16 protein-coding genes are annotated in these 21,839 nt (G+C 41.0%); 4 read left to right on the top strand and 12 right to left on the bottom strand.

Annotated elements, in window-relative coordinates:
* Positions 1–1,296 carry an adenylosuccinate lyase gene (gene purB, locus FD17_RS11370; protein WP_057826295.1) on the bottom strand — a complete coding sequence of 432 codons (1,296 nt, stop codon included), beginning with the start codon at positions 1,294–1,296 and terminating at the stop codon, positions 1–3.
* A gap of 228 nt (positions 1,297–1,524) precedes the next feature.
* Between purB and FD17_RS11365 the strand changes: the two genes are divergently transcribed.
* The 3 genes from FD17_RS11365 to FD17_RS11355 all read left to right on the top strand — a co-directional run bounded on the left by FD17_RS11365 (position 1,525) and on the right by FD17_RS11355 (position 4,774).
* Positions 1,525–2,805, top strand: a complete 1,281-nt coding sequence (locus FD17_RS11365; protein WP_057826294.1) for an adenylosuccinate synthase — start codon at positions 1,525–1,527, stop codon at positions 2,803–2,805.
* A gap of 353 nt (positions 2,806–3,158) precedes the next feature.
* Positions 3,159–4,130, top strand: coding sequence for a GMP reductase (locus tag FD17_RS11360; protein ID WP_057826293.1), 972 nt, complete (start codon positions 3,159–3,161; stop codon positions 4,128–4,130).
* A 323-nt stretch (positions 4,131–4,453) separates the two neighbouring features.
* Positions 4,454–4,774 (top strand): hypothetical protein, encoded by a 321-nt coding sequence (locus FD17_RS11355; protein ID WP_057826292.1) that lies wholly within the window; start codon positions 4,454–4,456, stop codon positions 4,772–4,774.
* 150 nt (positions 4,775–4,924) lie between these two features.
* Here the strand turns inward: FD17_RS11355 and FD17_RS11350 are convergent, their stop codons facing one another.
* From FD17_RS11350 to FD17_RS11300, 11 genes are all read right to left on the bottom strand, one after another.
* Positions 4,925–9,037: a Cna B-type domain-containing protein gene (locus FD17_RS11350; RefSeq protein ID WP_057826291.1), complete on the bottom strand. Its 4,113-nt coding sequence runs from the start codon at positions 9,035–9,037 to the stop codon at positions 4,925–4,927.
* 672 nt (positions 9,038–9,709) lie between these two features.
* Positions 9,710–10,063, bottom strand: coding sequence for a hypothetical protein (locus FD17_RS11345; protein ID WP_057826290.1), 354 nt, complete (start codon positions 10,061–10,063; stop codon positions 9,710–9,712).
* Positions 10,060–10,311, bottom strand: a complete 252-nt coding sequence (locus tag FD17_RS11340; protein ID WP_057826289.1) for an AbrB/MazE/SpoVT family DNA-binding domain-containing protein — start codon at positions 10,309–10,311, stop codon at positions 10,060–10,062. Before FD17_RS11340 ends, FD17_RS11345 begins: the two co-directional genes overlap by 4 nt.
* Positions 10,312–11,076: 765 nt before the next feature.
* The gene (locus FD17_RS13210; RefSeq protein ID WP_057826288.1) at positions 11,077–12,744 is read right to left on the bottom strand and encodes a DUF5776 domain-containing protein; all 1,668 of its coding nucleotides are present in this window, start codon (positions 12,742–12,744) and stop codon (positions 11,077–11,079) included.
* 267 nt (positions 12,745–13,011) lie between these two features.
* Positions 13,012–14,067, bottom strand: a complete 1,056-nt coding sequence (locus FD17_RS11330; protein ID WP_057826287.1) for a lipoate--protein ligase — start codon at positions 14,065–14,067, stop codon at positions 13,012–13,014.
* Positions 14,068–14,081: 14 nt separating this feature from the next.
* Positions 14,082–14,951 (bottom strand): SIR2 family NAD-dependent protein deacylase, encoded by an 870-nt coding sequence (locus FD17_RS11325; RefSeq protein ID WP_057826286.1) that lies wholly within the window; start codon positions 14,949–14,951, stop codon positions 14,082–14,084.
* The gene (locus tag FD17_RS11320) at positions 14,951–15,739 is read right to left on the bottom strand and encodes a protein-ADP-ribose hydrolase (protein WP_057826285.1); all 789 of its coding nucleotides are present in this window, start codon (positions 15,737–15,739) and stop codon (positions 14,951–14,953) included. The genes FD17_RS11325 and FD17_RS11320 overlap by 1 nt, the downstream gene beginning before the upstream one ends.
* A gap of 33 nt (positions 15,740–15,772) precedes the next feature.
* A complete protein-coding gene (locus tag FD17_RS11315; RefSeq protein ID WP_057826284.1) occupies positions 15,773–16,105 on the bottom strand; it encodes a glycine cleavage system H family protein in 333 nt (110 codons plus the stop codon).
* Between the two features lie 18 nt (positions 16,106–16,123).
* On the bottom strand, positions 16,124–17,344 hold the full coding sequence (locus FD17_RS11310; RefSeq protein ID WP_057826283.1) for an NADH-dependent flavin oxidoreductase: 1,221 nt from the start codon (positions 17,342–17,344) through the stop codon (positions 16,124–16,126).
* Positions 17,345–17,808: 464 nt separating this feature from the next.
* Positions 17,809–19,083, bottom strand: a complete 1,275-nt coding sequence (locus FD17_RS11305) for an immunoglobulin-like domain-containing protein (RefSeq protein ID WP_057826282.1) — start codon at positions 19,081–19,083, stop codon at positions 17,809–17,811.
* A 217-nt stretch (positions 19,084–19,300) separates the two neighbouring features.
* Positions 19,301–19,999 (bottom strand): MgtC/SapB family protein, encoded by a 699-nt coding sequence (locus tag FD17_RS11300; RefSeq protein ID WP_057826281.1) that lies wholly within the window; start codon positions 19,997–19,999, stop codon positions 19,301–19,303.
* 525 nt (positions 20,000–20,524) lie between these two features.
* Between FD17_RS11300 and FD17_RS11295 the strand changes: the two genes are divergently transcribed.
* Positions 20,525–21,472 carry a hypothetical protein gene (locus FD17_RS11295; RefSeq protein ID WP_057826280.1) on the top strand — a complete coding sequence of 316 codons (948 nt, stop codon included), beginning with the start codon at positions 20,525–20,527 and terminating at the stop codon, positions 21,470–21,472.
* Positions 21,473–21,839 lie beyond the last annotated feature (367 nt).

Below are 21,839 nucleotides of genomic sequence, written 5' to 3'. Positions count from 1 at the left end.
CTAATCTAATCCAATTCGCGCAAAAATCTCACCAACATGACGAATATGATAATGGTAATCAAATGCGTCGTTGATCTGATCTTCACTCAAAGCATCGGTAATCTTCTTGTCGCCTTCAACCAGGTCACGGAATTGAATACCTTTATCCCATGATTGTTTGGTCAATGGTTGAACCAAGTCATAGGCCTGCTCACGAGTCATTCCTGAATCGATCAGCTTAAGCATAACCCGTTGACTGTAAATCAAGCCATAGGTCAGACCCATGTTGCTCTTCATGCGTTCTGGGAAGACCGTCAAGCGATCAAGAATTCGTGTGAAGCGGTGAAGCATATAGTCCAATAAAGTCAATGTATCTGGAATAATGATCCGTTCTGCGGATGAATGAGAGATGTCTCGTTCATGCCACAAAGCAACGTCTTCATACGCAGTGACCATGTGACCACGGACAACCCGGGCCAATCCACAGATGTTTTCTGAACCAATCGGATTCTTTTTATGTGGCATTGCGGATGATCCTTTTTGGCCAGCGTCAAAGTGTTCCTCAACTTCATGAATTTCAGAACGTTGAAGGCCACGAATTTCAGTGGCAAACTCTTCAAGACTGGTTGCAATTAATGCCAAGGTTGAAATGTAGTCAGCGTGGAGATCTCGTGGTAAAATCTGACTGGTAATTTCTTGGGCACGCAATCCAAGTGAGTCACAAACGTATTGTTCAACAAATGGCGGTACGTTAGCAAAAGTCCCAACGGCACCGGAAATTTGACCAGCTTCCAATTCTTTGGAGGCAGTTGCAAAACGGCGCTTGTTCCGGTTCATTTCGGAGTACCAACGGGCAAGCTTCAAACCAAATGTGGTTGGTTCTGCTTGAACCCCGTGAGTCCGGCCGATCATAACTGTTTCTTTGTATTTTTTAGCTTGCTTGGCAATCACATCAATAAATGCATCGATATCTTTTCGAATGATCTCATTGGCCTGCTTGATTCGAACGCCCCAGGCAGTATCAACAACATCAGTACTGGTTACACCGTAGTGGACCCATTTTTTCTCTGGACCAAGTGACTTTGATACGTCACGGGTGAAGGCAACGATATCATGATGAGTAACCGCCTCAATTTCAGCAATTCCATCAACATCAAACTTGGCATTCTTCTTAATCTTCTCAACGTCCTCTGCTGGAATCTTTCCAAGCTTGGACCAAGCTTCATCAATGGCAATTTCAACTTTGAGCCATGAAGCATATTGGTTTTGGAGTGACCAAATGTTACTCATTTCTGGTAAAGAATATCTATCTATCATAACGAGTCCTTTCTGCTAAATAATGACAAGATAATAATACCATATTGTTCATGTTTTGACTATATTATGAGAAGAATAATTGTCTTTCGTTCGTATTCGGATTCAAAGTCGAATATTAAACGTTTTACCTCTGAAAATTATTAACCTTTTAGTTGATTAATACAATGTAAGTTGGTATTATTAAAAATGCTGGGTAGATTCCTGGCAATAAAATTTAGAGGTGTTCATATGTCATCTATTGTGATTGTTGGAAGTCAATGGGGCGACGAAGGGAAAGGTAAGATTACCGATTTCTTCGGCCAAAGCGCTGATATTATTGCCCGCTATCAAGGCGGAGATAATGCCGGCCACACCATTGTATTTAACGGCAACAGCTACCATTTACAACTTATCCCATCAGGCATCTTCGATCAGGAAAAGTATAGCGTGATTGGTAACGGGGTTGTCGTTAACCCTAAATCCTTGATCAACGAAATGGACAATTTGAAAAAGGATGGGATTAGTACAGATAACTTGAGAATTTCAAACCGTGCTCAGGTTATCATGCCATACCACATTCTCTTCGACGGTTTGCAGGAACAAAAGAAAGATTCCAAGATTGGTACTACTAATAAGGGAATTGGGCCTGCATACATGGATAAAGTCGAGAGAATTGGAATTCGAATTGCCGATTTACTTGATAAGGATACTTTTGAAGAAAAGCTTCGAAGCAATCTGGCAATCAAGAATGAGCTGCTCACTAAAATCTATGACCACGAACCACTAGAATTTGAACCAATCTTCAATGAATACAACGAATACGCCGATCGAATCCGTCCTTACGTTATTGATGCTTCCTATATTATTAACAACGCACTTGACGATAACAAGAATGTTTTGTTCGAAGGCGCACAGGGTGTCATGCTGGATGTTGATCATGGTACCTACCCATTTGTTACCTCATCCAATCCAAGTGCCGGCGGTGCTGCTGTCGGTACCGGAGTCGGCCCCAACCGAATTGACCACGTGATCGGTGTCTGCAAGGCTTACACCTCACGAGTTGGCGAGGGACCCTTCCCAACTGAATTAAATAACGCAACCGGTGATCACATCCGTGAAGTCGGCCATGAATACGGCGTCGTAACCAAACGTCCCCGCCGAATCGGCTGGTTTGACAGTGTTGTTCTTCGCCACTCGGCCCGAGTCAGCGGATATACCCATCTGGCATTGAACTGTCTGGATATTTTAACCGGTATTAAAACTCTAAAGATTTGTGTTGCTTATGAATTAAATGGTCAAAAGATTGACCATTATCCAGCAACTTTAAAAGAACTCAATCAATGCAAGCCCGTTTATGACGAGCTGCCAGGCTGGGATGAAGACATCACCAAGTGCAAGACATTTGATGAATTGCCAGCCAACGCTCAGAACTATTTGAACCATGTCCAAAAAGCAGTCGGTGTCCCTTACGCAACCTTCTCAGTCGGTCCTGACAGAGAGCAGACTAACGTCGTTGAAAAAGTATGGTAAAAAGCAGTGAGCGCAGCAAAGCGATTAGAAGTTGGAGGATAAGTCTCCTTTAACAGAAATTCCTGCATTTGGAATTTTTGTTAAAGGAACTTATGCGCAAACTTCTGCTTTGCGGAGCTGTCCTAAACCAGTGAGCGCAGCAAGGCGGTTAGAACTCGCCAAGTAGGCTAGGCATTTCATGGCCGTCGGATCATAAGTCTCCTTTAACGAAATTCCTGTATTTGGAATTTTGTTAAAGGTGCTTATGAGCAGAGTTCTGCCTTGCAGAGCTGTCCTAAAGTCGTAAGCAGAGTCAGGCAGTTAGAAACTGTAGCATTCCTGACGAACTTGTCCTAAAACCTCGGAGGTAAATCATGGAAGTATTTGATTACGAAGACATTCAACTCATCCCTAACAAGAACATTATCAAGAGCCGGAGTGAAGCTGATACTTCAGTAAAATTCGGACCTAAGACATTTAAGATCCCCGTTGTCCCTGCTAACATGGAAACAGTGATCGATGATGACCTGGCCGTTTGGCTGGCTCAAAACGATTACTTCTACATCATGCACAGATTCCAACCAGAAAAGCGTGAAGGATTCATCAAAATGATGCATTCAAAAGACCTTTACGCTTCCATCAGTGTTGGAATCAAGCCGGAAGAATATGAATTCATCGACCAATTGGTAGCAGACAACGAGAAGCCTGAATACATCACCATTGATGTTGCCCATGGCCACTCAGACTATGTTATTCAAATGATCCACTATATTAAGGAACAATTACCAGACAGCTTCTTGATCGCCGGAAACCTGGGAACACCGGAAGCCGTTCGTGAAATCGAAAACGCCGGTGCTGATGCCACTAAAATTGGTGTCGGACCTGGTAAGGCCTGCATCACTAAGCTCAAGACCGGTTTTGGTACCGGTGGCTGGCAATTAGCCGCATTGCGTTTGTGCTCAAAGGCTGCAAGAAAACCAATGATCGCTGACGGTGGAATCCGTTACAACGGCGATATTGCCAAGTCAATTCGTTTCGGTGCTTCAATGGTCATGATCGGTTCATTATTTGCCGGCCATGAGGAAACACCAGGTAACATGATCACCATTGACGGCAAGAAATACAAGCAATACTGGGGTTCCGCTTCAGAACGTCAAAAAGGTGCCTACCGTAACGTTGAAGGCCGTCAAATGTTGGTTCCTTACCGTGGCCACATTGCCGACACTTTGAACGAAATGGAACAAGACCTTCAGTCATCCATCTCATATGCTGGTGGCCGTAAGCTGAACGATATTACCAAAGTTGATTATGTGATTGTTAAAAACTCAATTATGAATGGTGACTAATTCTTTTTATCACCGATTCTGATTAATGATAAGGAGGGGCTGTGGCAAAACAAATGTTTTGTTCACAGCCCCTTTGAATTTCTCCTGTTATATAGCCATAACGTGTGCCGAAAGACTGCCTCCTATGCATAACCTAGGATAACTTTCCGAGCTTACAGCTCAAAAAAATATCCTAGGTTATGCTACGGAAGCAAAAACGTCTTTTGTCGCACTTCCCTCTTTTTGTATACAATGGCAATCCAAAGGAAATAATTCTTGCCATTTATACACTATTACGTCTAAACTTATATCTAAACGATCCATTCTGAAGGGACTTGAAGGTAATGAATAATTTGTTCGATGTATTAAAAATGGTGAGGTTCAACCATTTCGGCTTTGACCCTGCTCAGGTCGTCATTACCGACGTTGCCGGGAAGCCGAACTCTATTTTGACCGATTTATATCGGGACGTTGTCAGCAAAATCAACTTGTTTATCAACCTTGATGAAGCCGACACCCCAGAAGAAGTCATCTCCTCACTCAAGTTACATACACCACTGCCACTTGATGTGTTGGACGAGTACGGCAAGATCCTAGACGAGCCGTTATTGGGGGTTAACTTCGCCCCACAAAAGGGCCAAATGGAATTATTGGTTCGGGGGTAATACCTGTCATAACAGACATTGGAAACAACTCCAGCCTTTAATTTCAAAATATTTAGTGAAGTACAAAAAGACGAATTCAGCGACCATTTGCGGTTGCTGAATTCGTCTTTTTCAATTATTTCGATCAATGAACTGACCATTCATTTTACTTTATTTTTTAATCAATCCAATATATTTCCAAGCACCTAGTAACCCAATTAGCAACATGCCGATGACCGTTAATGCAATTTCCTGCTTAACTTTGTCACCAGTTTGTGGCAATTTCCCTTTAGCGGCGGTTGTGGTTTGAGGCGTACCTGCTTTGGCTGTGGTGGTTGGTTGCCTTGATTGCACTGCTTGAACAGGCGTTACAGGCGTCTTGACGATCTCGGCACCCTCAGAAGTCGTATGAGTGTCTGGCGTTATCACACTAGGCTTTCCTGGCACATTTGGCGTCACAGGTGTGACAGGTGTAACAGGAGTTACTGGTGTGTGCTTATTCTTCAAGATAACCACCCCATCTTCGACTGACTGCTGTCCGATAGTAGAAGATGTATATCCATCTGGAATTTTTGTTTCGGCAACGGTATAAATAATCGGGTTCCCGTCTGCATCGGTTTGTGGCAAATTGTCAAAGACTGCTGTGTAATCGTTACTTGAGTCCAACGTAACGACTTGGCCAGTCGCCTTGCCGTTTGCATACAAGGTTGCCGTGATACTTGGCGCAACAGTCCCTTTTGGAACTCCAGACCATTCCTTGACAACTTTGATCGAAGTCCTTTTTGGTACAAACACATTTACCAAGGTAACCAGACCACCTTTGACAATCTGTTGACCGGTAGTTGTTGAAGAGTATCCGTCGACTGCGGTTTCGACAACTGTATATGTGATCTTATTACCCAGATCATCAGTTTCAGGCAGGTTCTCAAATCTTCCCAAATACCCGTTTTGACTATTCAAGGTTATTGTCTTATCGGTTGCTTTTCCATTTGCATACAATGTGACCGTAATTGCAGGTGTTGCGGTGCCCTTTGGAACCCCTTGCCAGATTTTGTTCACAGTTACTGAAGTCTTATTCGGAACATATTCATTAACCAAGGTAACAACACCGTCTTTGACCGGCTGCAAACCAGAAGTTGTGGTTGTATATCCCGCTGGAACCGATTTTTCGGCAACTGTATACACAATTGGCTTTCCTTGATTATCGGTTTCCGGTAAACCTGTAAACTCTGCAGTCCAGTTATTCGCTTCATTTAACGTAACGGTCTTCGCAGTTGCTTTACCGTTGGCATACAAGACTGCCTCAATACTGCGATTGCTGGTATCTGAAGAAGGGACACCTTTCCAAATCTTTTTAACGGTAATCTTAGTCTGCTTTGGAATATAGTGGTTGGTCAATGTCACTTTGCCATCAACCACTTTGATCTGCCCACTATTGGCAGATGTATAACCACTCACTTGTGTTTCAACAACAGTATATTTAATAGCCTGACCATTTGCGTCCGTTTCGGGTAAGTTATCAAATTTTCCTGAATAGCCGTTCTGACTATCCAAGATGATTGTTTGTTTGGTTGCCTCACCATTTGCGTAAAGAGTGACGGTGATTGAAGGTGTTTGGATCCCTTCAGGAACTCCCTGCCAAACTTTATTGACTGTAACGGAAGTCTTATGAGCAACATACTCATTTACCAATGTGACGACACCATCTTTAACGGGTTGTTGGCCAGAAGTGGTTGTTGTATAGCCATTTGGAACAGACTTCTCTGCAACAGTATACTTAATCGCCTTACCCTGACTGTCCGTCTCAGGAAGATCCGTAAACTCGGCCGTCCAGTTATTGGCTGAATTCAAAGTAACTATCTTGTTGGTTGCTTTACCATTCGCATACAAAACGGCTTGAATGGATAACTTCTTCTTGTCGACATTCTTAGGAAGACCTTTCCAAGCTTTCTTAACGGTAATCTTGGTCTGCTTTGGAATGTAATGGTTAGTCAATGTCACTTTGCCGCCAACAACCGTTACTTGATCATTGTCAGCCGCCTTGTAACCATCAACTTTCTCTTCGACAACGGTATATTTAATTGTTTTACCGTTATCATCGGTTTCGGGAAGATTATCAAATCTGGCTGAATAACCGTTCTGACTATCCAAGGTTATCTTTTTACCGGTTGATTTGCCATCTGCATATAAAGTGACGGTAACTGAAGGTGTTTTTACCCCATCTGGGACTCCCTGCCAAACCTTGTTGACTGTAACGGAAGTCTTATGAACATTGTATTTATTGACTAAAGTTACAACACCATTTTTATCAGGTGTCTGTTTGCCTGAGGTAGATGTATACCCAGACGGAACCACCTTTTCTGATACAGAATACGTGATTTTGTTTCCCTGATCATCGGTTTGAGGCAAATCAGTAAATTCTGAAGTCCAGTTGTTTGCTTTATTCAACTCAACCGTTTTCCCAGTTGACGTGGTAACATCCTTGCCATCTTCTTTAACCGTCTTATATAAGACAGCCGTGATTGATGGGATGTTGGCCTTTTCACTATCCGGAACACCTTGCCAAGTCTTTACAACTTGAATCTTCTCCGGAATAAATTGATTTGTGAATGTCACTGATCCGTTCTTATCAGGTGTTTGGTCGCTGTCAGTGGATTTATATCCAGGAACTGCTGATTCCTTAACACTGTATTTAATTGTATTACCGGAATTATCCTTTTCAGGTAAATCTGTGAAGCTGCCTGCGTATTGATTATCTTGATTAAGCTCCAGCGTCTTTCCGGTTGACGTTGTAACATCTTTGCCGTTTGAACTGACAGTTTGATATAACGTTGCCGTCACTGATGGTGTTTTCACGCCACTAGGAACACCAGTCCAGACCTTGTTAACCTTAATTGAAGTGGTTGCTGGCGCAACGTACGTGTTAGTAACCGTGACGTTGTTGGTTTTATCGTCAAGCAAATGTGAACTTGTAGTGGATTTGTAATTGGAGACTGGGTCTTCTACCACAGAATACTCAATTTTCTTATCACTTGAATCAAGCGTCCAGAGGTCTGTGAACGATCCTTTCCAGCCATTTGCTTCGTTTAATATGATTGACTTCCCAGTTGAAACTGGTTCCTTCGATCCTTCATGAAGTGCGTATAATGTCACCTTGACACTTGCTGGAAGTTTGCCATCAGTTGGTACACCCTGCCATTTCTTGGTGACATTAATACTAAACTGTGTCCCATGACCAGTTCCCTTACCACCAATTGTATTTTTCGAGTGACTGGTCTTATCGATAACAACGTTATTTCCGTCGCCACCACTACCACCATCTTTAGTAGTTCCTTGGAGCCTCATATCATTATTGAGTTGTAGTTCAGAACCATTTTGCAAATAATTTTGATTCGTAATCTTGCTTAGATAGTTGATATTGATTGTTTTATCTAAAACACCAATCCACTGAATTGTAAACTTGGCAGGATCACTGGCTGAATATGTAATCGTGTAATCTGTGTCAGGGATAACATTGCCGCTATCATCTTTAATTTGAATAACAGGCTTCATGGTTATGGGATCCAACACGATTTTTTGGTTGTCAGTGTTAAGCAGGGTGTCGGTAATAACGGCATTATTAATCTGCCTTTTATCAGCGTTAACCTTGGCATCCCACATCATATATTGATTTCGACCATCAGCAGTCTGAGGATAATCTGTCCCTTTGAATGGTCCGCTGAAAGTATAACCATTTTTACCAATATAACCGTCAGGCTTGGTGTCATCCTTTGACCCATTAACTTGGAAACTGATTGTTCCACCACGATCGTTGATATGCTTACTGTAATAATCATTGAAAGTGATCGTGCCGGAAGTTGATCCACTGTCGGCAGTGAACTTCCCAACAACGGTTTGATGGCCATCTTTGTCCGTGGAAATCAAATCAAAATTCTGGGCGTCATGGAATGTGGTTCCGGATGGTAAAGTGAGCTTCGCAGTATCACCCGCGTTCACAACAACTCCAGCTGGAACCGTGTAATTGTATTTGATAGCATAGTTTTCATATTTCTGCCAGTTTGCAATTACAGAGGGATCCATGTTGCTAATTGCTTCCCAATTGGTACTCCCATTTTTACTATAATACCCGTCATTTGGTCCCAAACCCGTGACGCTGGTACTGATATCAACTGCCTTGGCGCTTTGTGCCTGAAACCCGATACCAATAAATATTGAGATAATAACTGCAAAAATGCCCAGCCATTTCCCAATACTTCTTAAACCGAACTTAATCTTTTCGTTCACGAAAACCACCCCTCCGATAATAAAATGCATATCTTAATAACAGTTCTGATAACAATTTAGATTTAATTAAGCTGCATCTTTTAATTACCGAATGATTATATCATCAGCATAATAAATTGGCAAATAATGCATTAGTAATTATATTATTCAACAATTTGATACTGTAACCTTTTAAAAATGTTATAACATAACGTCCTGATAATGCTGTTAAATAGGCAATGTTAACAGTAAAAAGCATGATGAATTACTGTGGAATACTTTTATCCTGTACATCCATAAGAATTTGCTTACAAATAATCTGTTATAGTTAACTATTTATAAAATGTTATTTTATGTTGTTTATGTACATCATGATCAGTGGAAAATTTTTTTGAAATATTTATTTATCGCGATACTTTTTGATTGTTGGTCACAATTTTTAATTCAAGCCATCAATGCTATGCTCTAAGTCAAAGAATTTCGTGGATTTCAACCAACTTTTTGCGGATAAATTCCAATAATACTTCTATATCTCCCAGAGAATTCGAAATTATTACGGGTAAAACAAAAAGAGTACCAATCATAAATTGATTGGTACTTTAACATTTGAATTAATCAACAACCAACAGCCCGTCGTGGTCGTCAATCATCTGTAAAGATTTATTGGGTTCTTTGTATTTTCGGCATCACGTATTATTCTTCAACCTGCCCAATTTGTAAATGGATTTGATCCTTGTCAACAAATGGACCTATCTGAACCAGATCCTGATCTGAATCATATCGGTACAGAATTGTAAATTGGCTATTCACACTAATCTTTCTAATAGGTTCACAAAGATGATAAGTGTCTGATAATTTTTCGAATGCATTAGGGACTACTTCAACACTGTTAAAAGCATCCCTCAAGCCATTAATTGTGCTGTTGAATTCAGCCACGAATTGTTCGATACTCTCGTGGCTTGCATTTCGGCGTTCACAATCATCAATTGCAGAAACCAGCGATTCATAAAAGGACTTTGAATATAATACCTGGGTCAGCATCTTCATTTGTGCCACCCGTACTTTCCCAATAAGCTAGCCATTTCATCCTCTGTCAAGGTCCGATTATACTTAAAATCATCAAACCCTTTTTGAATAATTGCTCTCGCTCGATTAATGTTAGCCTCCGACATATCTAAAATCAGCCATTCCCCTTTTTTCATTAAATGCAATTCATCACCTTCGTGAATTCCAGTTGTTCTTGGAAGGATAACTCCTAGGGAATTTCCAATTTTTCTAACTTTAATTTTCTTCATAACGTCTCCCCCACGCGTTGAATAGAAGCCATTATACCATGCATTACATGCGCAACATGCCATTTAAAAAAAGGGCACAAAAAGTTCACAATTAAAGATTGTCGGTCCTAATTATTCACAAAACTATAGTTTATTGGGAAACATTTCTCCCAGTTTTTATGTTATGAAATGAATATTTCGCTTGATTCAGTATAAAGTCTCGATCACATGTTATAACATTGCTTAGAATTGCCAAAAATACATCTGCAAAAATCTCGCCATTTCAAATCACACAAAATTGTAAATTTCTTGACTATAGTTATGGGAACAATTATTTTTGATAATCTAGCTTTGACCGACTTATTGATGAAACACCATATCAATAAATTGATCAATAGTTGCGCACACCAATGCCTGTTGAAGTGTTCTGGTACAACCGGATTTAATGGTTTAAATAAGTGTATCTGAATCCCCCTCGATAGTACAATTTGCGGTCTCTTATGATGTAATCTTATCAGGAATTCAAAATTATGGTTAAAACTCGACGGATTTTGTTATCGAAATAAGTACGATATACATATGGCCGTGCTGATTATGAGTAATATTGTAATTCATTCATCGTTAGTTTCGATAATTTCCAATTTCATGAACAACTGTTCATGACTTTAAGCTGCCTTTTTTCAGCTCAAAAATGGGTTACAGACATATCTGACCGCGCCAAAAAACAACCCCAAAATTCACTTGGGGTTGTTTTGGAGTCTACTTCATCATATCTCTGATCAATTCTCAGTAAATGCCATGAATCACTAATTTTTTATTGGCGGTCATGTAATAACCGTTGCTTAATTCATAACGGGTGGTCAAGTTGTGCTTAACGATCTTCTTGACCTTCAAATGGGAACCGGTCTTGTAGTTCTTCACTTTCTTGGTTAAGTTGGCATTCTTATATACATTGACACCCTTCTTGGAAATCACAGTCATTTTCTTGTTCTTCGGCATTGATGCGTAATAAACTTTTTCCACTGACTTCCGGTTGGCTGTGATATAGCCGACTTTACCGGCAGTCTTGCTGTGATGGTTGACATCTTTGACTTTGTAACGAAGTGCTCCACCATTTGAACGAGCATAATCAGTCACCACGAACATTGGGCGGTTAACTCGTTTGGCCTTTGGATATTTGGCAATCCGCTGGTTCTTCTTGAAATTGGCGTGCTTGTACATGTAGATCGCCTTAGTAGCGTATACGACCGTGCCCTCAGTGGCGGCATAGTTTGGCAGCTGCGTTCCGTCAGGTAAGGTTCTTGGTGTGGGCATTTGGTTGTTTGTCGCATTAGTTGATTGTCCGGTGTTTGAACTTGAATTGGTTGCTGGAGTAATTGTGCTATTTGATCCCTTATTGTTGTTTGGAGTCGGCGGCACAGTGTTCTTCTTGTATTTAAAGGTAATCTTAGTGTCATCACTAATTTTGCCAGCGACCTTCTTATCGCCAACGACCGTGTAGCCGGCAATTTCTGGTGCTTCTTCTGAATATCCAGTATTCAGTGGAAGTTGTTTGGTTTGAGCAGGATGGTCCGCCATTGCTTTTCCTGATTCATCGAGGTATTCAATGGTCAGATTAGCGGCATATTTTTCGTAGACGAAAGTTGCTGTTGATCCTGATGCATGCTGTTTCGGACGCATTGCAATTCCTCGCATGTAGTTTGGTTGTAGAATTGCCTGGAATAACAAGTCGTCAACATTTGTCTCCATATTTGCATACATTTTGGAGTCTGAATAAACGTAAGTTCCATAAGGCTTGGGATTACGGATCACAGCCGCAATATATCGATAGCCATCGAATTCCATTTGAAATGAACTATCAGGATCTGGTACTTTATCAAAATCATACTTGATCGATGGCTTCAATTCTTTCCCATTAACATCGGTGTAAAAAATCTTAATTTTGCCCGCTTCACGTTGAAGTGCATCCGGTGTTAATTTAATTGTTTCCGGTAATGGATTTTGGGTGTCTTGGTAAGCAAAGTAAACATTAACTTCTTTATCATCTGCCGCCCGATGTGGATTGTATACATTTAGATCAGCTAATCGTTTAAGCTTTTCCGAGTCGGTTTTCTGATTGAGTTCCTCATAATACATGATGTGCTGCTCAGATTTATTATCAGTATGATATCCTTTGAGAACATATCGACCATTATTAAAGGTCAGTGGTACTTCTTTTGACACGTCCAAAGTATCATATTTTGAGATTGGTACCATAACTTGCTTGTTATTAAATGATGAGTGAATATGATTTCCATTAATATCCATTGAATGTAACGTGTAGGTTACTTCATTATCTGCAGCCTCAATTGCTGATTGATGTATCAATAATCCCCCAAATATAAACGCTGCGACGAACGTCACCAGCCATCGAACTGCTCGAGTTAGGCTGAGTCTTCCAGTCTGATCGGACATATCCGTCTCCCCCTTATTATGTTGTTAGTGCCACGGCCACTTTACAATATAATTGTAGCAAGGTTGTTTTTAAAAAGGTATTTTTATGACTTGATAGTTATGATTATGAGTACCTTACTAATAATTGGCATAGGTGATTATATGTTTCTGAAGTTTTCTAACTGTCAGGTTATGATCATTCCCCATTGAAACTAAATAGAAACAAAAAAATCCCCTTCAGATATTCATAGTCAAAGCCAAACTATCTGAAAGGAATTTTTAAATGAATTAATGCGCTTTAACTTTACTCTGCATCTTGCCCAGCATGAGGTCAACCAGTTGATCTGCATGAAGGCCCTTGATATAGACGTCCAGATCAACGTCCTTTAAAGCATCCATCAAATCGTCCTCACGCATTCTAGTCCCTACCAAACGATTGGTTAATTCGGACAAATCACCTTTACCGAAGAAATCACCATAGATCTTGCAGGCTTTTACCCGCCCTTTTTCGATATCGACATAGATTTCAACGGTTCCAACGGCGTCCAAATGCATGTCGTATTCATACTTATATTCAGGAGCAGCCCCGAAGTTCCAGTCCCAGTTCTTGTATTTCTTGGCTGCCAACGCATCGATTTTCTTCCAATCATCGTCAGTCAAATCATGGTATTTAATTTCATCATCACTGCGGGCACCAACCATTTCTTGCGTCATGAGGGACATAAATTCCTCCGGTGTCACGTTTTGATACTTGGGAGCAAGGTGACTGCGAATGTCGGTCACCCTTGCCTTAACAGACTGAATCCCTTTTGAAATCAGCTTCTTTTCGTTAGGAGTTAATGATCGAACCATTGCGTCATAGTCGATATCAAGCAAAAGTGAGAAGCCACCGTAAATTCGATCACCGACAATTGCCATCGCACCACCGGAAACCTTCTTGCCGTCAATGGTCAGATCATTTCGGCCACTGTCTTCGATGTTTTTAACGCCGAGTTTCTTCAACGCCTTGATGGCTGGCGCGTACATTTTAGCAAAGTTGCCATACAAATCCGGGGTTGCAGCATCCGCTAAGAAGCAGAAATTGATTCCGTGACGATCGCAGTAAACCGAACCGCCACCAGTATCTCGGCGAACAACTTGAATCTTGTGTTCGTCAACATACTCCTGATTTATTTCCTGACGGGCGTTTTGAAATTCCCCAATTTCGATCTTTGGATCACAATTGTAAGGGAATAAAATTGGCTCATCCAAAAACAAGTTTTGCATACAATAAACTTGGCTTGCCAATGCCAGCGCGCCATCATAAATGCGTTTGCCGTCACGTTCTAATTCAACAACATACATAATGTTATATCCCCCTATAATTGACCGACAACTTGAGCAATATCACCATTCAACCGAACTTTTTGACCATCCAAATAATCCGGAATCAGATAATCTTTTTGATTAACCATGACATACATTGCATCCGGGCTTTCTTTGGTCATCTTCCAGAATGGTTCTCGAATAATCCATGGTGTCGTGTGACCAACGCCAATTTCGAGATTCAAGACTTTCTTACCATTCCACTTATCCAAAAAGTCATGATAGTTTTTCTCTTCCCGATGCCACTCTGCGTCTTCGACCATCCCCTGGTCGGTTCGCTTGTTAACTTCAAGCGGTGCGCCACAGTTTGGACATCTAGGAATCAAGTCTTCAGGTACCCGCATATTTCTCTGATCACGAACCATTTTTCGAATCAAATCGTCATCCCGATAGGTGAACGGTGTACAAAACTTCGAGCATTGCATTCTGGAGAACTGCCCTTGATAATTAAAAACTCGGTCCTTATCGAAGTGAGCTTTTTCCAAGGTGTTGTCCCCATTGGTATTCAAAATTGTGTACTCATAATGGTTGTTTTCCAGAAATTGTTGAAAATGATGGTACAGTTTCCCCTCAGGTTGATCAATCCCATTTAATAGGACAAATCGGCTTTCAAAGGCCCAATACTCGGACCAGTCTTCAAACTTTGCCAAAAATGCCTGAAGCATGTCATAGAAATGATACTTTTCAATAAAATCGGCAAAGTTGTCCTCAAATCGAGGGCCGACATAACTGAAGCCATCCGCTGCGGGCATCCCCGCACCGACACCAATCACTGTCGCATCAGCCTGATCAATTAATGATCGCAGTGTATCGGCCTGACTGTCGGAGTCTTCAACTTTCCAAAGTGGACTTATTTTTTCCATTACTTATCTACCCCCAACTCCTGCTTATATAACGCCAAATCTTCAGGAGAATAGACCGCAAAAATGACGTCCGGTGCATCCGGATGTTCCTTCAAATAATCCGTAACCGTCTTAACGGCAATTTTTGCCGCGTCCGGATGTGGGAATCGAAATTCTCCGGTTGAGATACAGCAGAACGCAATTTCATGAAGTCCTTTTGCTTCAGCCAGCTGCATGCATGACCGATAGGAATCTGCCAATAAATCACGTCTCAATGGCGTTACTTGATGAATGATCACAGGGCCAACCGTATGAATCACATACTTGGCCGGCAAATTAAAGCCGGGGGTAATCTTGGCCTTCCCCGTTGCTTCTGGAGACTTTCCCCGCATGATTTTTTGATCGGCCAGTCGCAACTGAATGCCGGCTTTGGTATGGATCAGATTATCCAAACAGCCATGGTTGGGCACAAAGCAGCCCAGCATTCGTGAGTTAGCCGGGTTAACGATTGCATCAACCTTCAACCGCGTAATGTCACCCTGCCACAAATAAATTTTTGGCTTGACTTGTGGCAAGTCTGATTTTCCCAAGAACGGTTCAGTATGATTCACTTCATTCAAATAGTCATCCTGAATCCTGACAAATTCATCACTGGCAGAATCCGGCTGCCTTAAATTAAACAATTTGCGTAGCAGCCGTTTTTGACCAGTTTCGTCACTGGGCATTTCTTCAGGCCTGACTCTGGCTAATTCATATCGTTCGTGCTGCATATATTTGATTAAGAATTGGCGACGTTCAACTTGTTCCACGTTTTCGCAGCTCCTTAATTTAAATTCCAATCATTAAGCATTCTTCAATTGGTCGAAGGCTGATTCATCAACCTCGGATAATTTAACCAACCAGTTCTGTTTGTCATCAGGAGAGTTGAGAAGCTTTGGATCATTTTCCAACTTGGTGTTCTTTTCAACCACCTTGCCACCGATAGGAGCCGGAATGTCCAAGACGGTCTTTGATGCCTCAAGCTTTGCCAAAGCATCACCCTTTTTGACATTGTCTTCGTCCTTGAATTCAACATAACCCACGGTGCCAATGTCGTCTTGAAGCTCTGGGGTCAAAGATACTGTGTATACATCGTTGTCTTTTTCAACAAATAAATAATCTCCACGTTTTTTCATATTAGAATGTCCTCTCTATTATTGGTATTTATTAAAGTAATCAACATCCGTCTGTTTGGTTTCAGAACGGATCTCGTCACGGGTCTGCTTGGATAATGAACCGCCAAAGTCCATGAATTCCACGATGTCTTTAAAAGCGCTTTGGGGAATCTTCAAGTCATCCCATTTTTCTTTGGTTAATGACAAATCAATTTGGTCTTCATGGCCGTTTTGCAGCTTTTCGACAAAGTCCGGTTCGGTGATAAACATCGAGGAAGCCCCCACCATGTCGGCATGTTGTGAAGCCTCAAGTGCTTTATCAGCGGAATTGATACCACCTGTGGCAATCACCGGAACCTTTCCTTTCATATGGTTGTGAACCATGTCATTGATGAGTTCACCCTTGTGCTTGCCGGCACGAACCTTTTCTCTGAAAATATCGTGGCCCCAGCTTGCGATGGCAAAGTATTGGACGTTGGCCACATCCAACAGACGGTCAAAATACTCATTGAATTCATCCACCGTATAGCCAACGGAATCTCCCCGAGTCTCTTCAGGGGTTCCACGGAATCCGATGATGAAGTTTTCAGCGTGTTCTTCGTCAACAACTTTTTGAACAGCCTGCATCACTTCAACCCCAAAACGTGCCCGGTTTTCAACTGACTGTGGGCCATACTCATCAGTTCGATGGTTGGAAAAGGTTGAGAAAAATTGTTGCGGAAGCAGGCGCTGGGCATTTGAAATCTCAACACCGTCAAATCCTGCCTGAATTGCTCTTCTTGTGGCATCTGCATATTGCTGAATCACATGGTGAATCTTGCGTTTGCTCATTTCCAGCACGTTATGTTCAACCGGCGACATCAAATGCATAGGACTTGGTCCATAGACCACACCGAAATCCTTTAAAGTAATTCTGGCAAATCTACCGGCATGGGTCAGTTGAACAATCGCTTTGGCACCATTTTGTTTCATGGCGGACGCAAGCCGACTCAAGCCTTCAATATACGTATCGTTACGAATACTTGGACCGTATTCAAACAATTGAGCATACTCTTCAATGTATGTAGCAGTTGTGACTTGAAGCGGTGCCGTATTCGAACGCCGCTTGGCATAGGCAATATCATCATCGGTGACATACCCTTCCGAAGTCGAGGCATTTAAGGTAATTGGATTGAGTGAAAATCGATTCTTCAACTGAATCCCGTTGGGCAACGTGACAGGTTCAAAAAGTGATCGATACTTTGGATTCGTATCTGACATGATGCACATTCCTCCTTGATTTTCGATATATCAAAAAACAATTAAGCACCTTAAGTGTACCATGAATAGAACTGATTGGAAGCCCTTTCATTCACAAACGAGCATGCCGGTTGCTTTCATAAATTTAACAACCGTGATTCCATGCATTACTGATAATAAGATTGCTCTGATTTCTGATCATTTGCTTGTGAGTAGAACTGAGCAAAGTAAGCGCAAAAAAACCCCTTTGGATAATTATGGCCGCTGCCATTTCATCTAAAGGGGAGATTTCATATTATTTGATATGCTTTAACTTTGCTGCCCAAATTACCCGCGTACATATCCGTTTATATCTATGGGCACATTACTAATAATCAATGATCCTGTTAGAAAGTGACAGCGTTGAAGAAATTAAAATGATCTCGCCATCGAAATTATCCAACAGTAAGATCATTATGAAACCACATTGCATTAACGATACTTAATTATTTATTCACAGTTACTTGGATCCTCTTGTCTACAGTCATCCCATCTGAATTAATTTCATAGGTTACATGATAAATCCCTGGGACTTTAGTATTAACGTTGTTTTCAGTAATAACTATGCGATTTGTTGCATCATTTCCCAACGCATCAGTTGCTGTCACACCAGCTCTAGGATCAAATACTTGGTTGCTTTGAAGTATCCTATCGGTCGCATTAATCACTGGCATCAGTTTCCAATTCAAATCAATATTCACAACATTTTTGTCTTTATCAAACGAAGCATAAATATCCGCAAAATATTGTGGGGTTGTATCATTGACATCAATTTGCTGGCCACTGCCTAATGCATCCAGTTTGGTTGAAGCGGTATCCGGATTTTGTGTGAGTTGACTCAATACATCCGCATAGGCTTTCTGGTATGCTTTTAAAACAGCATCCGCAGCACCGGGTTGAGGGGTTTTAACTTTTGAGTGAACAATATAATTGATCGTCAGTTCGTTTTTCGCCGGAACTTTAACTGTTTTGGTAATTGTGTTGGTAACCGTATTTGTTACTGTATTGGTGACAACTTTATCCGGGGCAGGATCAGTAATTTTGGTTAATGCACTCTGGTTGATCCAGCCGTTGAATTCAGGGTGAGCATCATCCACTACGTAATAGAAAGTGTTGTAGTATTGGCGAGTTACTTTTTTTGCATCGATCACTCGCAACTGATCATTGGCGTATGGTGTTGAATCCTTCGTATTAATAGCTGCCTTGTATTTTGTCCACGGAATATTCGTCCATGTGTTATCTACTCCGGCAGTTCCCGGATTGCTTAACTTAAATCGGGCATTTTGAACATCTTGTGAAAGATCGACATTTTGAGTCGTTTGGACCTTTTTCAAGCCACCGTTATAAGCCGCTTTGGTACGACCACCATAAATCCAACCCCGCCATTTAGTCTCGAATGAAACAACCTTGTAGTAAACCTGGTGTTTGTTGGTAACAGCCATTCGATAAACGTTGAAGAAATCCTTCGATCGGTTGGAATTTTTGAGTTGTTTTAATCTTTTGCTGGAGGTTACCTGCTTTGCGTGTTTCAAAACACCAGCCTTATTATAAATTTTATTCTTTCCAGTTATCACAACATCTCGTCCTGCTACATCCACCGATGTAATCTTGACATTGGATGTAATTTTGACTTTTTTAGCTGCGTCGGCTTGCTGACTGGCAAACAGCATCATCCCAAAACCAGCCGCCAACGTTCCAATAATCATTTGTTGGATTTTCATAGTATTCTCCCTCCCCTAAGCTTAATGAATACGTTATCTCTTACATCACATTTGAATTATATCAAGAAAGATTATAATCATAAAATATTTTGACCGCTTCAGCTTGGGACATCCACGAATTTTCCAACAAAATAATTAGATAATTAGCCATTTTACCGAAGACAATTAGTGCCCACCCCTTTTAGGTGAGCACTTTTTTGAACGATGAAATTACCAGTTATTCCAACAGTCGCACATAATCCACCTGCTCATTGTCGGATAATTCAAAAACCAGTTCGCTGGTATCTACTTTTCGAGGAACTTCCAACGTATACATGATCGTATAATTTCGGCTGCCATCCTCGTCACGCTTAATCGTGACATCGGTATTCTCAATATCAATATGGAATTTCTTGAGCACTTGTTTGATAAACTTTGTTGTTTGATGTTCATTCAGTTTAATTTCCAATCGGTTAATGTTGCCCATTGGAATCAAATAAGCCAACGCCGTTAATGAGAAGAAAATTATTGCAGTACCAAATGCGGCAATCAAATAATAGCCATAACCTAAAGCCAGTCCCAAACCGGCAACGGACCAGATGCTGGCGGCAGTGGTTAACCCTTTAACCGTTTTGTTAGTCATAATAATCGTTCCGGCACCTAAGAAACCAATCCCAGAAACAACTTGAGCGGTTAATCGGGCGGTATCCGCTGACAAAGCCCCAACAATTTTTGGATGGGCGAAGTTGTAATCGACGGTCATACTGGTTAATTGACACTGGATCAATGCAATAATACAAGCACCAATACAGACCAAAATATGAGTCTTCATTCCCGCAGGCCGTGATTTACGCTCCCGTTCAAACCCGATGATCCCACCAACAAAGATGGCGGCAACTAAGCGAATAATAATTTCTGGTTGAGTTAAGTTAAACATGGAATCCCCCCTGACATTCTATATTATTTATATATCTCCACATATTTATAGTTCTATTGTTAATCTACCAAAATAATGGGGAGATGTAAAAAAAGAAGGCAACTTCTATCTAATCAAAATGTTTTCTTACAGCCTCGACGACCGTGTGAAACACGTCTAGCCTACTTGGAATCCCTAACGTATATAAAAGGATTTTACAATATCTGTTGTTGATAATAGCCTTTAATCTATTAGTGATGACAGAAATTATAGAACCGAATGAAATCATTGATTAATTATGGAGAGCATTGGCAATTTTCTAAATATTTTTTATCGTAATGTTCCCGTTTTTAGGCTTCCAGCCCATGATTGTCGCTTGTCCGCTATTAAGGGCTTGACGGTGATTGCAAAGCCAATTAATGAGAACACCTTCAAGGGTAAACGTATCACCATGATTATTTAATATGGATTCTATCTCAGATTTCTTTCATCAGTTTTCAACTATTGCACTATAATAAAACTATCAAATATCATTGGAGGGGTTTTATGAAGGTAAAGCATCTATTATTCGCGGCACTAGCGTTGGGGGCTTTCGTAATTGCCAAGCCAACTACTGCCCATGCTGCCGTCCATTACAAGATTTTAAAAACATACGCTTTAGAACCGCAGCAATATCACGTGAAAGGCAATATTCTTAGTCAAAAGTTTAAAACCACTGTTCATAATAAATATCGTCAAAAAAACACATGGTTTGGTACATGGGAAAAAGCCCTGGTCCGGACACCATCAGGCAAAAAGGCAATTTACTATGCAGTCGGAACATCCATTCCACAAATAGATGGCGCCAATTCTGGTCTTCCTGATGAAAAGAAAGAGCTGGAAGGGTGGACATGGCATAAGAACCTTTATCACAAGCGAAGTCTGGCTCAACCAAAAGCAGATATTCAATTCCTATATCAGCTAACGAATAGTGTTCCTAAAAATGAACGTTCACACATTATTTCTGATTTAAGTAAGGTAAAGCCTGGAGAAGCTTATCAAAATTATCAATGGCGAGCCCCTTGGAAAACTGTCAACGCAAAGAATATGCGAAAGCTTATGAATGAAATAAACAATGAAAAGGACTTAGCAGATGTCGTCCAAGATTTCGACTCAACACCTTCAGACATTGATGATAATTTAACAACCAAAGAAGGTAATGACGCAGACCCTATGTTCCGTTTAAAAGTAATAACGGAAATCTACGATTATTTCCGCCCACGTTTTAAAGCGGAACTGACTGCCAAAGGGTTTAAAGTACCTGATAATTACGCAAAACATCTCAAGGAAATGTCAACATGGAGTCAAGAACAATACAACGCCTATATTGATAAACATATCACTGGTAATATGTACTTCCCACAAGACTTCGGTGATAGTTATCTTTATCAGTTGATCAATGGTCTTGGCCGATCAAACACTTCATTTAGAGAAAGTACTCTCAATAATTTTTAAAACTCACATTAAATTGATCCGGTCATCGTTTTAATCCCGGAGTTTAAAAAGATGAGCCAATTATTCCAAAACCGGGAATTATTGGCTCATCTTTTTAATTGACGTAAGTCTGCCATTTATCACATGTTTAATCCGAATAATATTAGAGAGCAAAAACGAGTCCAGGATAAAAACATCTCTTCCTTTGTCTCAGTTCCTCAGTCTACGGTCGTCTGTCGAAATGTGCTCCTGCAGCCCAACCCCCGACGGCGTGAAACGCCTAGCCTACTTGGTAATGTATAAAAAAGAAAGGCCAACGATGAACAAGTTCATCATTGACCTCGCTCGACTGCTATATAGCCGAAACAGACTAAGCTTATGATGAATT

Source organism: Lentilactobacillus sunkii DSM 19904 (assembly GCF_001435575.1).
In the GTDB taxonomy this organism is placed as follows: domain Bacteria; phylum Bacillota; class Bacilli; order Lactobacillales; family Lactobacillaceae; genus Lentilactobacillus; species Lentilactobacillus sunkii.
Note: the sequence above shows the minus strand (reverse complement) of the source record. Positions and strands in the feature narration are given on the sequence as shown.

What these genes read in the sequence shown, in the direction of transcription:
- purB (WP_057826295.1), bottom strand. Translation starts at nt 1,296, where the DNA reads ATGATAGATAGATATTCTTTACCAGAAATGAGTAACATTTGGTCACTC.
- FD17_RS11340 (WP_057826289.1), bottom strand. Translation starts at nt 10,311, where the DNA reads ATGAAGAAAATTAAAGTTAGAAAAATTGGAAATTCCCTAGGAGTTATC.
- FD17_RS11365 (WP_057826294.1), top strand. Translation starts at nt 1,525, where the DNA reads ATGTCATCTATTGTGATTGTTGGAAGTCAATGGGGCGACGAAGGGAAA.
- FD17_RS11325 (WP_057826286.1), bottom strand. Translation starts at nt 14,951, where the DNA reads ATGGAAAAAATAAGTCCACTTTGGAAAGTTGAAGACTCCGACAGTCAG.
- FD17_RS11310 (WP_057826283.1), bottom strand. Translation starts at nt 17,344, where the DNA reads ATGTCAGATACGAATCCAAAGTATCGATCACTTTTTGAACCTGTCACG.
- FD17_RS11305 (WP_057826282.1), bottom strand. Translation starts at nt 19,083, where the DNA reads ATGAAAATCCAACAAATGATTATTGGAACGTTGGCGGCTGGTTTTGGG.
- FD17_RS11295 (WP_057826280.1), top strand. Translation starts at nt 20,525, where the DNA reads ATGAAGGTAAAGCATCTATTATTCGCGGCACTAGCGTTGGGGGCTTTC.
- FD17_RS11355 (WP_057826292.1), top strand. Translation starts at nt 4,454, where the DNA reads ATGAATAATTTGTTCGATGTATTAAAAATGGTGAGGTTCAACCATTTC.
- FD17_RS11330 (WP_057826287.1), bottom strand. Translation starts at nt 14,067, where the DNA reads ATGTATGTTGTTGAATTAGAACGTGACGGCAAACGCATTTATGATGGC.
- FD17_RS11300 (WP_057826281.1), bottom strand. Translation starts at nt 19,999, where the DNA reads ATGTTTAACTTAACTCAACCAGAAATTATTATTCGCTTAGTTGCCGCC.
- FD17_RS11315 (WP_057826284.1), bottom strand. Translation starts at nt 16,105, where the DNA reads ATGAAAAAACGTGGAGATTATTTATTTGTTGAAAAAGACAACGATGTA.
- FD17_RS11345 (WP_057826290.1), bottom strand. Translation starts at nt 10,063, where the DNA reads ATGAAGATGCTGACCCAGGTATTATATTCAAAGTCCTTTTATGAATCG.
- FD17_RS11360 (WP_057826293.1), top strand. Translation starts at nt 3,159, where the DNA reads ATGGAAGTATTTGATTACGAAGACATTCAACTCATCCCTAACAAGAAC.
- FD17_RS13210 (WP_057826288.1), bottom strand. Translation starts at nt 12,744, where the DNA reads ATGTCCGATCAGACTGGAAGACTCAGCCTAACTCGAGCAGTTCGATGG.